13 protein-coding genes are annotated in these 12,926 nt (G+C 62.6%); 6 read left to right on the top strand and 7 right to left on the bottom strand.

Annotated elements, in window-relative coordinates; genetic code table 11:
* Positions 1–287: 287 nt before the first annotated feature.
* Complete coding sequence (pyrI, locus tag EA462_RS04340; protein WP_243641362.1) at positions 288–749, bottom strand: aspartate carbamoyltransferase regulatory subunit; 462 nt, start codon at positions 747–749, stop codon at positions 288–290.
* Positions 742–1,677 carry an aspartate carbamoyltransferase gene (gene pyrB / locus EA462_RS04335; RefSeq protein ID WP_124177349.1) on the bottom strand — a complete coding sequence of 312 codons (936 nt, stop codon included), beginning with the start codon at positions 1,675–1,677 and terminating at the stop codon, positions 742–744. The genes pyrI and pyrB overlap by 8 nt, the downstream gene beginning before the upstream one ends.
* Positions 1,678–1,856: 179 nt before the next feature.
* On the opposite strand from pyrB, the gene EA462_RS04330 reads away from it, so the two are divergent.
* Positions 1,857–2,483 carry an RAD55 family ATPase gene (locus tag EA462_RS04330; protein WP_124177348.1) on the top strand — a complete coding sequence of 209 codons (627 nt, stop codon included), beginning with the start codon at positions 1,857–1,859 and terminating at the stop codon, positions 2,481–2,483.
* Positions 2,484–2,629: 146 nt separating this feature from the next.
* Here EA462_RS04330 and EA462_RS04325 read toward each other — a convergent pair whose 3' ends face one another.
* Entirely contained in the window at positions 2,630–3,622 is a 993-nt protein-coding gene (locus EA462_RS04325) for an FKBP-type peptidyl-prolyl cis-trans isomerase (RefSeq protein WP_124177347.1), read from the bottom strand.
* Positions 3,623–3,710: 88 nt separating this feature from the next.
* Between EA462_RS04325 and cyaB the strand changes: the two genes are divergently transcribed.
* Both cyaB and EA462_RS04315 read left to right on the top strand, forming a co-directional pair.
* Entirely contained in the window at positions 3,711–4,328 is a 618-nt protein-coding gene (gene cyaB, locus EA462_RS04320) for a class IV adenylate cyclase (protein WP_124177346.1), read from the top strand.
* Positions 4,329–4,515: 187 nt separating this feature from the next.
* Positions 4,516–5,721, top strand: a complete 1,206-nt coding sequence (locus EA462_RS04315) for a methionine adenosyltransferase (protein WP_124177345.1) — start codon at positions 4,516–4,518, stop codon at positions 5,719–5,721.
* Positions 5,722–5,914: 193 nt separating this feature from the next.
* Here the strand turns inward: EA462_RS04315 and EA462_RS04310 are convergent, their stop codons facing one another.
* A complete protein-coding gene (locus EA462_RS04310; RefSeq protein WP_124177344.1) occupies positions 5,915–6,598 on the bottom strand; it encodes a DUF4336 domain-containing protein in 684 nt (227 codons plus the stop codon).
* 200 nt (positions 6,599–6,798) lie between these two features.
* Here EA462_RS04310 and EA462_RS04305 point away from each other — a divergent pair, with 200 nt between their 5' ends.
* Positions 6,799–7,977 carry a tRNA sulfurtransferase gene (locus EA462_RS04305; protein WP_124177343.1) on the top strand — a complete coding sequence of 393 codons (1,179 nt, stop codon included), beginning with the start codon at positions 6,799–6,801 and terminating at the stop codon, positions 7,975–7,977.
* 52 nt (positions 7,978–8,029) lie between these two features.
* The gene (locus EA462_RS04300) at positions 8,030–8,602 is read left to right on the top strand and encodes a DUF5804 family protein (RefSeq protein WP_124177342.1); all 573 of its coding nucleotides are present in this window, start codon (positions 8,030–8,032) and stop codon (positions 8,600–8,602) included.
* 124 nt (positions 8,603–8,726) lie between these two features.
* Here EA462_RS04300 and EA462_RS04295 read toward each other — a convergent pair whose 3' ends face one another.
* Entirely contained in the window at positions 8,727–9,704 is a 978-nt protein-coding gene (locus tag EA462_RS04295; RefSeq protein ID WP_124177341.1) for a PLP-dependent cysteine synthase family protein, read from the bottom strand.
* A gap of 173 nt (positions 9,705–9,877) precedes the next feature.
* Here EA462_RS04295 and EA462_RS04290 point away from each other — a divergent pair, with 173 nt between their 5' ends.
* Complete coding sequence (locus EA462_RS04290; RefSeq protein ID WP_124177340.1) at positions 9,878–10,276, top strand: TlpA family protein disulfide reductase; 399 nt, start codon at positions 9,878–9,880, stop codon at positions 10,274–10,276.
* A 54-nt stretch (positions 10,277–10,330) separates the two neighbouring features.
* On the opposite strand, the gene EA462_RS04285 is transcribed toward EA462_RS04290, so the two are convergent.
* Positions 10,331–11,365 (bottom strand): sensor histidine kinase, encoded by a 1,035-nt coding sequence (locus EA462_RS04285; RefSeq protein WP_124177339.1) that lies wholly within the window; start codon positions 11,363–11,365, stop codon positions 10,331–10,333.
* An 18-nt stretch (positions 11,366–11,383) separates the two neighbouring features.
* Positions 11,384–12,862, bottom strand: coding sequence for an ATPase domain-containing protein (locus EA462_RS04280; RefSeq protein WP_124177338.1), 1,479 nt, complete (start codon positions 12,860–12,862; stop codon positions 11,384–11,386).
* Positions 12,863–12,926: the final 64 nt, after the last annotated feature.

Genomic DNA, 12,926 nt, shown 5'->3' with positions numbered 1-12,926 from the left:
TACTCGATCTCTTCGACGTCCGAGGAGGCGATAAGGACCTTCCAGAGGACGGCGACGACGACCAGGGCGACCACAATCTTGAGTGTACGCGACATGTACGATTAGACGAAGGTGCGGTATCCACTTAGATATTCTGGACAGTTTTCTCGTGATGAACACGAGAGTACCGACTGATACGGTCTGCTGTAACTGTTTACCGGCGCACCCGGCACCCGGTCACCGGATACGCCGGTGCTGACTTACAGCAGACCGTATGAAACGATTCACACACCCAACGAATCCTCCGGTCAGGTGTCGATCAACGAGGCGATCTCCTCTCTGGTGATCGTCCCGCAGTACGCACATCGAACTCCGTCCTCGAGCACCTCGAACTGGGACGTCACCGGCTCGCCACCCGTCGTGATACAGCCCGGGTTGGGACACGAGAGGACGCCTTCGACGGCGTCGGGACGTTCGACGCGGTGTTTTTCGACGACTTCGTACTCCCGAACGATGTTGATCGAGGCGTCGGGTGCGATCAACGAGAGAACGTCCACCTCGTCCTGGCTGAGCTCTCGGTCTTCGACCTTGACGATATCCTTTCGCGCCAGCCGATCGGACGGAACGTTGATACCGACCGAAACCTCCTCCCCGTCGCCGCCGTCGATCCCCAGAATCGCGAGAACGTTGAGCGCCTGACCCGCGCGAACGTGATCGATAACGGTTCCGTGCCGGATCTTGCTGACGCGGAGTTCGTGATCGTTACTCACCGGTGTCACCTCCGTTGCTCTCCAACAGCAGATCCAACAGCGCCATTCGAACCGGAACTCCGTTGTGTGCCTGCTCGAAGTACGCCGCGTACTCGGTGTCGTCGATCTCCGATGCGATCTCGTCGACGCGGGGGAGGGGGTGCATCACGGTCAGCTCGTCACCCGCAACCGAGAGCGTCTCGAGGTCGATCTGGTACTCACCCGCGATCTGTTGGTACTCGTTTTCGTCCGGGAACCGCTCGCGCTGGATCCGCGTGACGTAGAGGACGTCGAGCGACGGGAGGATCTCCTCGAGTGTTTCGTGTTCGCGAACGCCCGCACCGTCGCCCGCCTGGTGGAGATCGTAGACGACCTCTCGGGGAAGCCGCAGGCTCTGCGGACTGATGAAATGCTGATGTGCGTCGAAGTTCGTCAGCGCGTAGGCGAGCGAGTGAACGGTTCGTCCGTACTTCAGGTCGCCCATGATGCCGATCGTGAGGTCGTCGAGCCCGGCGTTCTCCCGGATCGTGTACAGGTCGAGCAGCGTCTGCGTCGGATGATGGCCAGCGCCATCGCCCGCGTTCAACAGCGGGACGTCGACGAACTCACTCGCCATCGTCGCCGCTCCCTGTTTCGGGTGGCGCAACACCAGTGCGTCCGTGTAGCCGTCGATGACGCGGACCGTATCCGCGAGCGTCTCGCCTTTTTTGACGCTCGAGGAGTCGACCGAACCCATGTCGACGACGTCGCCACCGAGACGTTTCATCGCGGTCTCGAAGCTCATTTTCGTCCGCGTACTCGGCTCGAAAAACAGGAGCCCGAGCAGCGTTCCCGCGTGGCGACCTGCGACGATTTCGGGATCGGCATCGATCGCTGCAGCGTGATCGAGAACGGTTTCGATGTCGGCCCGCGAGAGTTGTTTGCTCGTGATGAGATGTTCGTGTCGCATTCGTTCGTGTACGCTCTTGCGTTCCCCTTCAATCCCTCCATTCGGAGTCGATTATATAACACTTCGCTCGCGAGGGCGAGTGTTCCCCGACAGCCTCTCGAGTCCCGCCGACCGTTCGTTTTGGGCCGGAATCAAAGGCAAAGAATTATGCGGCCACTGGAGAAATCCACCACATCTGAATGGGAGAGCGCCTCGAAACCGGGATCGACGTGCTGGACCGTAAATTGGGCGGCGGACTTCCGCCGGGCTGTGTCGTCGCGTTCACCGCCAGCCCGGCCAGCCAGTCCGAGCTGTTGCTGTACGAACTCACCGCAGCACGCGGAACGCTCTACCTCTCGACCGAGCGCTCCGACGAGGCCATCAGCGATGCGATCGAAAGCTCCCCCTCGTCAGTCGGCAGCCCGACGATTCGACACATCACGGGAGACTCTCCCCTCGAGGAGGCGACCACGCTGATCGAAGCGCTGCCCGACGGTGCAAACCTCATCATCGATACGATGGACGTCCTCGAACGCGCCGACACCGACGAGTACACCACCTTTCTCAACGAATTGAAGTCCCGAATGCTCGAGACCGACAGTCTCGCGGTGGTACACTGTCTGAAGGGCGATACCGTGCCTGCAAACAGGGTTCGAACCCATCACGCCGTGGATGCAGTGTTCGATCTCCGGACGAAAATCGCGGGGACGGAACTCGAGAACCATCTCACGGTGCCGAAGTTTCGCCACGGCGATCAGCCGACCGACACGGTCAAACTCGAACTGACGGAAGAAGTCGCGATCGACACGAGTCGCGATATCGCGTGATCCCGCCTCGGTTTCCGGGAAGGTGACTGGAGTTTCCGCTTCGAGTCTGGCCGTCGAAGCGGTCGCTCGGTCGTTGGCTTCCGTGATCGTCCACTCGAACCCTCGGCCCCGAAAACGACAGTAGTCGAACTCGAGTGCGTCGTCGCTTACTCCTCTGCGCCTTCGAGCTCTTCGACGATCTCGTCGGCATCGACGTCGGCGTCCTCGAGTGCCTCCTCGATATCGCCGCCGCCCATACCGCCCATGCCGCCCATCATTCCGGGCATTCCCATGCCACCCATCCCGTCGATAACTTCTTGGACGATGACGCGGTCGACACCGATCTTTTCGATGATGTCCTGACCGATCTGCTGTTTGCCCATCATCCACTGCTGGTCCATCGTCATCTGGGGCGTCGCCTCGAGATACAGCGTCTCCTTCTCGACGACCTCCGTTTCGAACTCCGGCTCGGCTGGCTCGTCGCCTTCGTCCGGCTCCTCCGAACTCTCGCCGTCCTCGTCGGGTTCGACGGGGACTTCCTCTTCGACCTCGTCGGTCTCGATCCACAGCTCCGGCTCGAGGCCGAGGTACATCTCGAACAGGCCGGCAGCCTGCTGTTCGCGGTCGTCGACGACGTCGACGATCTCGTATTCGTACTCGACGTCCTCACCCGCGAGCGGGTGGTTGAAGTCGACGCGAGCGCGGCCGCCGATGATCGTGCTGATGTAGCCCTGTCGGCCATCGATCTGGACGTTCGCGCCGGGATGGCGGTCGTCCTCAGCGATCTTCTCGGCGCTGACGGTTTCGACGTTGTCGGCGTCGTACTCTCCGAAGGCGTCTTCGGAATCGATAGTAACGGTTCCGGAATCGCCGGCCTCGCTCCCGGTTAGCGCTTCTTCGACGCCCTCGAAGATGTGGCCCTCTCCGAGGCTGATCGTTCGGGGTTTAAACTCCTGGCCCTGGGCGTCGACACCCTCCTCTTCCGCGACGTCGGGGTCGGTCGTGTCGACCAGCTGCTCACCCTCGACGGTGTACGCGGTGTACTCGATCTCGACGAAATCGCCGTTCTGAAGCCCGTCGGCTTCGTCGGCGGTTTCATCTACTTCTTCATCGACGTCATCGGCCTGCTCCTCTAGCTCGGCCTCCTGTTCCTCGGTCATACGTTGTACGTCCCGCCGTCGACATTTAAGTACGACGCTTTGGCTCGAGAGCGACCGATACTTAGGATCGACCACCCTCTTGATGAACATGTACGAGGTCGAAGTCAAGGTCCCCGCGGATCTCGCCTCCGTCCGGTCGCGTCTCGAGGAACTCGAGGTGGCGTCCGATGGGACCGTCGTCCAGACCGACAGCTACTACGACGCGCCACACCGCTCGTTTCCCGACACGGACGAGGCGCTCCGAATCCGGACGGAACGTCCGACCGAGGGGACCAACGAAACCAGGCTCACCTACAAGGGCCCGCTCGTCGACGACGAGTCGAAGACCCGAAAGGAACTCGAGACGACCGTGGCCAGCCGAGAGACCGTGGCCGGGATCCTGACGAATCTCGGCTTCGAGGCCGCCGCGACCGTCCGAAAGGAGCGAGAACGGTTCGTGATCCGACTCGTGGACGTCCTCGAGACACCCGCGGACGCCACTCCCGACACCACTACTTTCGACGCCACCACATCAGATCGCGAGTACACGATTACGCTCGATACCGTCGACGGCGTGGGGGAGTTCCTCGAAGTCGAAACCGACGTCGAGGCCGAAACCGACCTCGAGCCCGCTCGCGACGGTGCCTACGCGGTTCTCGAGCTGATCGGACTCGATCCGACGAACCAGATCCGGACCTCCTATCTCGAGCTTTCGCTCGAGTCGTGATACGGTCTGCTGTAAGTCAGTACCGGCGTATTCGGGGACCGGGTTCCGAGTGCGCCGGTAAACAGTTACAGCGGACCGTATGAGCGCCCCATTGCACTGGCGATCCGCCGGTGTATTACTACCAAGAATTTTCCGGACCGAATCTGTTTCCGCAAGTTATAGAACTTCGCTCCGCAAAGACCCGGTAATGAGCGAGCGGAACATTCGAGTCGAGCCGATCGACCGTCAGGCAGTCGAGGATCAGGAAGTCGAAATCGTCGAACGAAAGGGGATCGGACATCCCGACTCGATCTGTGACGGCGTTGCCGAGAGCGTCGCCGGCGCACTCGCCCGCGCGTACCTCGAGCGAGTTGGCGAGGTGCTTCACTTCAACACCGACGAAACCCAGCTGGTCGCGGGCGAGGCCGCACCCGCGTTCGGTGGCGGCGAGGTCGTCGATCCCATCTATCTGTTGATCGTTGGCCGCGCGACCAAACACTACGACGGGCAGACGATTCCGACCGAGACGATCGCACTGCGTGCCGCTCGAGAGTACATCGAGGAAACGATTCCCCAGCTCGAGTACGGCGAAGAGATCGTCGTCGACGTCAAACTCGGTGAGGGCAGCGGCGATCTGCAGGACGTCTTCGGTGAGGACGAAGTCCGCGTCCCGATGGCAAACGACACCAGTTTCGGCGTCGGCCACGCACCACTGACCGAGACCGAGCGGATCGTTCACGAGGCCGAACGTCGGCTCAACGGCGAGTTCGCCGCCGACAATCCGTATCTCGGTCCCGACGTGAAGCTCATGGGCAAACGCGAAGGCGACAAGATCGACGTGACGGTCGCCGCGGCGATGATCGACGAGCACATCGACGATCTGGACGCCTACGCGGATGCGGTCGAAACCGTTCGCGAGTTCGTGGCGGCGGTCGCTAACGAACACACGGACCGCGCGGTCGACGTCCACGTCAACACGGCCGACGACTACGAGTCGGGTTCGATCTACCTCACCGTCACCGGGACCTCCGCCGAGCAGGGAGACGACGGCTCCGTCGGCCGCGGAAACCGATCGAACGGCCTCATCACGCCGAATCGGTCGATGTCGATGGAAGCCACCAGCGGCAAGAACCCGGTCAACCACATCGGGAAGATCTACAACCTGCTCTCGACGGAAATCGCAGAGAACGTCGTCGAGGAGGTTCCGGGCATTCGCGACCTTCGAGTGCGGCTTCTCAGCCAGATCGGCCGTCCGATCGATCAACCACACGTGGCCGACGTCCACGTCGTCACCGCCGACGGCGTCTCCCTCTCCGACGTCGACGACGAAGTCGAAGCCATCGTCGACCGCGAACTCGCCGACGTCACCGGAATCACCCGTCGGGTCATCGACGGCGAACTCTCGACGTTCTGACGGCCGGCTTCCGGGCCAAACCGGTCGGCTTCACCTCGAGCAGCGCTACGTTCGACCTTCACAATCGTTGAGACACTATCGCAGTCGTTGAAACGATTCACTCATCGATCGCACCCGAGCAGCCAGAACCGACCGTGGTGTCCGACAGTTCGCAAGGAGACTCGATCGAGAGTGCGGTAACGGTCGAGTACGACTACTCGAGCAGCCAGTCGTATCCCTCGAGAACCGCCCGTTTCCCGCCGGAGTCGATGATCGTGCCGTGGCCGGGAACGACGCGGTCGAACTCCCAGGCGAGGACGTCCCGTATCGACCGTCGGAACGTCGCCTCGTTTGCGATCGTGTGACGCACCTCGATCGGCGGACTGAGCCGCCTGTACATTCGAAAGCCGCGGGCGACGAGGCGGGTTTTCAGCGGACTACTCTCGTCGATATGAAAGCCGAGATCACCGAGAACGATCGTCCGGCTCGGTCGGTGGAAGAAGGCGACTTCGGTCAGCCACCGGTGGCCGTCGATCGCGACCTGATCGACGTCGGTACTCCATCGCGGGTCCGGCACATCGCCCAGCAGGTGATCGAACCGAAGATCGGTCCGACGCGCGGCGAGACCCGGTGCGGCGAGCAGTTCGACGTCCGGATACGCCTCCCTGTATTGCTCCATGTAGAGGTGGCCGTGGAGCTTGCTCGTCGCCGCGACGAACCGAACTTCGCCGAGCTCGTCCAGCGCGCCTTTCAGTTCGGGGGTCAACTCGGCCGGCGACTGGACGAAGAGTCCGCCACTCGAGAGCCGTATCACCGACATGATCCGGCCGAGTTCGACGCCGAAAAATCGGAGCGGCTCCTCGTACGTAAAGAACCGTTCGCCTCGTCGTGTGAGCATTCTAACAGTCACGTCACCGACCGTCGATATATGTCCTGTCAACCCGTTCCAATCAGCGGATACCGTCGGTAACGGTCTCGTCCGAGCGCTCGATGCGCCCGTCGATATCGCGTTCCGGCTCGTGGTCGATCGGGTGAGCCCGAAAATCCACCAGCACGCCCTCGCAATCCCCTTATAGCTCGGGTCGTCTATCCCCGACCATGCATCCGCCGGGAGCCGATACTGTCCTCGTCCGCCACGGGGACGTCAACACGAAAAGTAACACCGTCAAGCGGTACATGGAGGACATTCTCGCGGAGAACCTCACGGCCCTCCTCGAGGACCGATCGATTCCCGGCGAGGTCGAACGACGGTGGAACCGGCCGCTGGTCCACACCGACGAAGAACACGTCGAGGCCGCAACCGACGCTGCCACCGACGCGTTCGGCGTCGTTTCAGCGAGCTCCGTTCTGACGACGAGCACCGAAAAAGACGAGATTCTGGCGACTCTCGAGACGGCGGCACGAGAACGCTACGACGGCGGAACGTTCGCGGTCGACGCGCGACGGGCGGACAAGCGCCTGCCGTACACCAGCGAGGATCTCGCTCGAGAGGGTGGGACGGCCATCTGGGAGGCGGTCGAAGACGAGTTCGAGCCCGCGGTCGATCTCGACGATCCGAATCTAACCTTCGGCGTCGAGGTTCGGGAGGACTTCGCGTTCGTCTACCTCGAGACGGTTGCCGGACCCGGTGGGCTCCCACTCGGGAGCCAGGAGCCGGTGATCGCACTGGTGAGCGGCGGGATCGATTCGCCGGTCGCCGCCTACGAGATCATGAAACGAGGCTGTCCGATCGTTCCGGCGTACGTCGATCTCGGTGCCTACGGTGGGGTCGATCACGAAGCGCGGGCGATGGAAACCGTCCGAACGCTGTCTGGGTATGCCCCCAATTTCGATGCACAGGTCTACCGCATTCCCGGCGGCGACGTGGTCGAGCTCCTCGTCGGGTCGATGGAGGAAGGTCGGATGCTCTCGCTGCGTCGGTTCTTTTATCGCGCCGCCGAGACGCTCGCAGCACGCGTCGACGCAAACGGCATCGTCACCGGCGAAGCGGTGGGACAGAAATCGAGTCAGACGGTTCGAAATCTGGGCGTGACCAGTCGCGCGACGTCCCTCCCGATCCACCGGCCGCTGCTCACCAGGGACAAACAGGAGATCGTCGCCATGGCCCGTGAGATCGGCACCTACACCGACTCGACGATCGACGCCGGCTGTAACCGCGTCGCGCCCGATCGAGCCGAGACGAACGCTCGTCTCGAGCCGCTCCTCGAGGCCGAACCGGACGGCCTGCTCGAGCGAGCCGAAGAGGCGGCGATGAACGCGGAACTCGTCGAGCCGTGACCGTCCGATAAAGACGAAACCCACATTACCAAACCGTCCGCATCACTGGATAGTGACCCGCGTCTGTCTCATCGGGGATCCCGACTGTAATCTCCAGTATGAACTCCTCTCGCGCGAGACCTCGCGCGACGCGCTCGCGACCTACGATCTGCGGCGCCCGTTCGAGAACTCGATCGCGGTTCGAACCGTCAGCATCGGCGCGGCCGTTTCGCTGTTGAACGATCTCGACTGGTATCTCACCCGGTTCGTCGACGAGGCGCTCGTTCAGGAACCGAGCATCAGCGACGAGGAGTGGCTCTCGCGCTCGCTCGCTCGAGCGCTCCGAAACGGCGAGATCGATCCGGGCGAAACAGACGCCTTCTGCAAGATCTACGGTCTCGAGCGACTCGAGGAACCCGCCACGCCGTCCGGCGAGTCCGACGAGTCGGTGGCGACCGACGGACGGGAGACGACCGCCGAGGACGAAGCCATCGCGTCGGAGTCGCACGTCCCCTCCAGATCGTCCCGCCGGCTCGTCGAACCGCTGTACGTCCGTCGGGTGGACGGCGACCTTCCCGAGTACGACCTCCGCGACGTCGAGGAGACGCTCGTCGTCAGGCTCACCGAGGCCGAATACTCGCCGTGAGACGGAAAAACAGGAGTTCGTGCGAATAGTCGTGCCCAGATCTCGTGCAACCGCCAGCGGTTGCGGTCCGCTGGACCAAACTGACAGCAGTCCGTATCGGTCGAACCGGCTCGGTCGAACAGACTCAGTCGAACAAGCCGGTCGAGAGATACCGCTCGCCGCTGTCCCAGAATACCGTCACGACTAGCGGACAGTCCTCGAGTTCGCCGCCGTCGGTCTCGGGCGAGGCCGGCTGCGGACTGTCGAACGCGCCGGGGACCTCGGGACACTCGAGGTCCGGATCGGCGATCTCGCGAGCGATCCGCTGGGCGGCCAGACTCGTCGCGCCGCTGGATTGACCGACGAGAACCCCTTCCTCGCGGGCCAGACGGAGACACTCGTCCTCGGCGTCCTCGAGTTTTACCGTTTCGACGCGGTCGATCAGATCCCGATCGAGGTTCTCGCTGACGAAGCCGGGACCCATTCCCTGGAACTCGTCGGATCCGGGTTCGCCCGTCGAGAGGATGGGGTTGCGGGCCGGCTCGACGGCGGTGATCTCTACGTCTGGAAACTCCTCGCGGAGCCGTCTGCCCGTCCCCGAGATCGTGCCACCGGTTCCGACGCCAGCGACGAACGCGTCGACCTCGCGTTCGTCGACCTGTTCGACGATCTCCTCGCCGGTCGTCCGGTAGTGGGCGTCCGGGTTGGCCGGGTTGTCGAACTGACCGAGCTGCGTCGCTCCGTCGGCCTCGAGTTCGTCGGCGCGCTTGCGGGCATCCGTCATGTCGCCGTCGATCAACTCGAGTTCGGCCCCGTAGGCGGCCATTATCCGCCGGCGTTCGGCCGATTTGTCGGCTGGCATGACGATCGTCAGGTCGTATCCTCGAGCGGCACAGACGAGCGCGAGCCCGATTCCGGTATTCCCGCTGGTCGGCTCGACGAGCCAGTCTCCGGGTTCGATCTCCCCGTCGCGTTCGGCCGATCGAATCATCTGCACGGCCGGTCGGTCCTTGGCCGAGCCCCCGGGATTGAACGATTCGACCTTGGCGGCGACGGTCGCCCCTTCCGGTGAGTCGACCTGGACGAGCGGCGAACCGATCGTGTCCAGGATACTTCCCTTCATTGCCCTGGCGTAAGCAGTCGAGACGTAAACCGCTGCTGGACGGAGGCAGGTCGTGCCGGTGTCTCGAACGCCGGGCTCCCTTCTGAGACAGCACCGGAACGGAGCGTCCCTGCCCACTTGACGAACGGTACAGAAGCAGGGCCGTTAAGCCACCGGACGACTAACCCGCGGGCATGAGTCTCGAGACCATGCAACCGAACCCCGCGTGGGACGCCGCGTCCTACGAGGATGCCGTCGACACGCTCGAATCGCACACCGACGAACTGGTGTACCGCGTCTGGGGTGGCGACTGGTGTAAGGACTGCCGGAAACTCCTTCCGAATCTCGGCGCTGCACTCGAGGCAGCCGGCGTTTCCGCGGATCGCATCGAGGAGATTCCCGTCGACCAGGACAAGCAGGGCCCCGGCGTCGAGGAGTACGGAATCGAGTACATTCCGACGGTCGTCGTCGAACGCGCACCCGATGGGCTAAACGGCGACGGCGAGGAAGTAACGCGGTTCGTCGAAGAGGAGGATCTTCCGCCCGCCGTCTGGCTCGCAAACGAGATCGACGCCACGCTCTCTGAGGCCTGATCGTAGCCCCACCGTCTCCGTCCGGTGCGGATTCCGCTCGTCACGGAGACCGTTTCACTCCGGCCGGTCGACGCCACTCACGTCGAAGCGAGCGCCGCCACCGTCGCTTTCACCGACCGAGACCGTCCAACCGTGGGCGTCCGCAACGCTCGTGACGATGTCGAGACCGATCCCGGTTCCGTCGTCCGACGTGGTGTATCCTCGCTCTAGAACGTGCTCGCGCTCCTCGGACGGGATTCCCGGACCGTCGTCGGCCACGTAGAACCCGGTGTCGGTCACTCCGACCTCGATGGCCACGTCGTTTCGTCCGTGCTCGATAGCGTTCCGAAAGAGGTTTTCGAACACCGACGACAGCCGATCCGCGTCAGCGACGATCGCAGCCGATCTCTCGGGAACGTTCAGATCTGCCGCGTCGCTCTCGACGACCGTCCAGGCGCGTCTGGCGGCGTCGGAAATGACGACGGCGGTCGTCTCCTCGATCGTCTTTCCGGCTCGAGCGAGTCCCAGGACGTCGTCGATGAGGTCGTCCATCCGATCGAGTGATTCGCGGGCGATCTCGAGGTGTTCGCGGTCGGACTCGGGGACCGACGCCTCGAGCAATTCGAGGCGACCGGATGCGACCTGAAGCGGGTTCCGAAGGTCGTGGCTCACGACGCTTGCGAACCGTTCTAGACGGTCGTTCTGGTCTTCGAGTCGCCGAAACTGCTGTCGACGAACGAGGAGGTTCGAAAGTCGTCGAAACAGGACTGTTTTTCGAACGGGCGCATCGATCACCTCGTCGACGAGCGGGGGGCCGGACTCGCTGCTCTCGCCCGGAAGCGAGAGGTTCACCCGGGTCCCCTTCCGGCGAACGAGGACGACCGGAGTAAAAGACGGTCCGGAACCGGACTTGAGATCCTCGATCCGGTCGCGGTGCGTCGAAAAGGAACTATCGTCCACGAGATAGAGGTCGCCGTCGGATTCGGCGTCGGCTCCGATGACCGAGTAGCGTTCTTCGAGGAGTTCGGAGAGCGCGTCGCTGTTCGCGTCGTCGTCGACGAGTAGCTGTATCGTAGACGGGCCGGTTCGGCCAACGGAGGTCGTTGTCATATCAGTTCACCGTTGTACTCACTCGGTCCGGTACGTTACGTCGTCGGCCACCGTCATCGATTCCGTCGGCGTTCCCTCGAGAATTCCGACGACGTCGGTGAGTGGCTTCCCGACGGTGATCCCATCGGACGTGATGGCGAACTCTCTGACCGTCTTTTCGAACGTGCCCGCGCGCTTTTTCAGGACGCCGATTCCCTTTCGAAGTTCGCCGTCCGTCTCGATGTAATTGAGAAAGACGATGTTGTCCGCGATGTAGCTGATATTGGCGCTCGTCGCGCTGGGCATGCCGGTTACCTGGTCGGTCGCGTCGAGGAGGATCACGGCGACGTCCATGCTCTTTAGGTACCGAATCAATCCGTGGAGCTTCCGGCCGAGTTCCGACTCGTCACCCTGGATCGATATCTTGTATCCGTCGACGCCGTCGATCATCACCGTCTTCGTTTCGGTAGTCTCGATTCGCCGTTTGACGCGCTGTGCGAACTCCTCTGCGGACAACTCGAGCGGCTCGACTGGTTCGACCGAGAGCAGACCGTCCGCCTGTAACTGCGTTACCGGTATCCCGATCGACTCCGAACGGTGGATGAACGTCTTCGGTGATTCTTCGAAGAGGTACGCGACGGGCGTATCACCCGTTCGGGCGGCCTCCGAGAGCAACTGAATCCCGGTCGTGGTCTTGCCGACGCCGGTCGGGCCGCTGATGAACGTCGCCGTTCCGCGCTCGAGACCCCCGCCGAACAGGGCGTCGAGTTCTTCGATGCCCGACGAGATGAGCTCCGGCCCGAACTCGTCGTGGTGGCCTTCAGGCAGCAAGCTCGGATACACCTCGAATCCGTCGCCGCGAATCTCGAGCCCGTGCGTTCCGTCTCGCTGGCCGATTCCCCGGTGTTTCGGAACAGCGATCCGACGGCCACCGTCCCCGCGCTCGAGTTCGACGATCCCGTCGCTCAGCGATCGGACCTCGTTGTCCCCGCGAGACCCCTCGGGCGTTTTCGTGGCGATTACCGTCGTACCGCGGCCTTTCAGGAATCGCATAAACGAGATCAGGCGCTTGCGAAACTGGTACTCGGACGGTTCGATGTACTGGAGCTGTGAGATCGGATCGAGAAGCACCCGGTCGGGGTTGATCTCTTCGATCGAAGCCCTGATATCCGCGATGAACTGCTCCGACTCGACGTCTCGAGAGTCGACCAGATCGTAGGAGTGGTCGTCGTCGAAAAAGTCCGAATCGGGACCGAGATCGAGAAATTCCGCGTCCGACAGGTCGATGCCGAAACTCGAGGCGTTCGCGAGGATCTCCGGCTGTGACTCCTCGCCGTGGACGAACAGAACGGTTTCGTCGGCCTCTAATCCGGTTCGAAGGAACTCCATGCCGAGGAGCGTCTTTCCCGTTCCCGGGAGTCCAACGACGAGATAGAGCCTGCCCGTGACAAGACCACCCTGAAGAATCTCGTCGAGACCCGCCACCCCTGTTTCGATCGTTTGTAACGACGTTCTCATGAGTAGTACGCACAAAAAGTGACCCGCTCAAAATAACCTTGCGAAAGATCCCATCTATCGGTCT

It is taken from the genome of Natrarchaeobius halalkaliphilus (assembly GCF_003841485.1).
Taxonomy (GTDB): Archaea; Halobacteriota; Halobacteria; order Halobacteriales; family Natrialbaceae; genus Natrarchaeobius; species Natrarchaeobius halalkaliphilus.
This window is presented reverse-complemented; position numbering and strand designations above follow the sequence as displayed.

What these genes read in the sequence shown, in the direction of transcription:
- EA462_RS04290 (WP_124177340.1), top strand. Translation starts at nt 9,878, where the DNA reads ATGAGTCTCGAGACCATGCAACCGAACCCCGCGTGGGACGCCGCGTCC.
- pyrB (WP_124177349.1), bottom strand. Translation starts at nt 1,677, where the DNA reads ATGCGACACGAACATCTCATCACGAGCAAACAACTCTCGCGGGCCGAC.
- EA462_RS04280 (WP_124177338.1), bottom strand. Translation starts at nt 12,862, where the DNA reads ATGAGAACGTCGTTACAAACGATCGAAACAGGGGTGGCGGGTCTCGAC.
- EA462_RS04330 (WP_124177348.1), top strand. Translation starts at nt 1,857, where the DNA reads ATGGGAGAGCGCCTCGAAACCGGGATCGACGTGCTGGACCGTAAATTG.
- EA462_RS04315 (WP_124177345.1), top strand. Translation starts at nt 4,516, where the DNA reads ATGAGCGAGCGGAACATTCGAGTCGAGCCGATCGACCGTCAGGCAGTC.
- EA462_RS04295 (WP_124177341.1), bottom strand. Translation starts at nt 9,704, where the DNA reads ATGAAGGGAAGTATCCTGGACACGATCGGTTCGCCGCTCGTCCAGGTC.
- EA462_RS04310 (WP_124177344.1), bottom strand. Translation starts at nt 6,598, where the DNA reads ATGCTCACACGACGAGGCGAACGGTTCTTTACGTACGAGGAGCCGCTC.
- EA462_RS04325 (WP_124177347.1), bottom strand. Translation starts at nt 3,622, where the DNA reads ATGACCGAGGAACAGGAGGCCGAGCTAGAGGAGCAGGCCGATGACGTC.
- cyaB (WP_124177346.1), top strand. Translation starts at nt 3,711, where the DNA reads ATGTACGAGGTCGAAGTCAAGGTCCCCGCGGATCTCGCCTCCGTCCGG.
- EA462_RS04285 (WP_124177339.1), bottom strand. Translation starts at nt 11,365, where the DNA reads ATGACAACGACCTCCGTTGGCCGAACCGGCCCGTCTACGATACAGCTA.
- EA462_RS04305 (WP_124177343.1), top strand. Translation starts at nt 6,799, where the DNA reads ATGCATCCGCCGGGAGCCGATACTGTCCTCGTCCGCCACGGGGACGTC.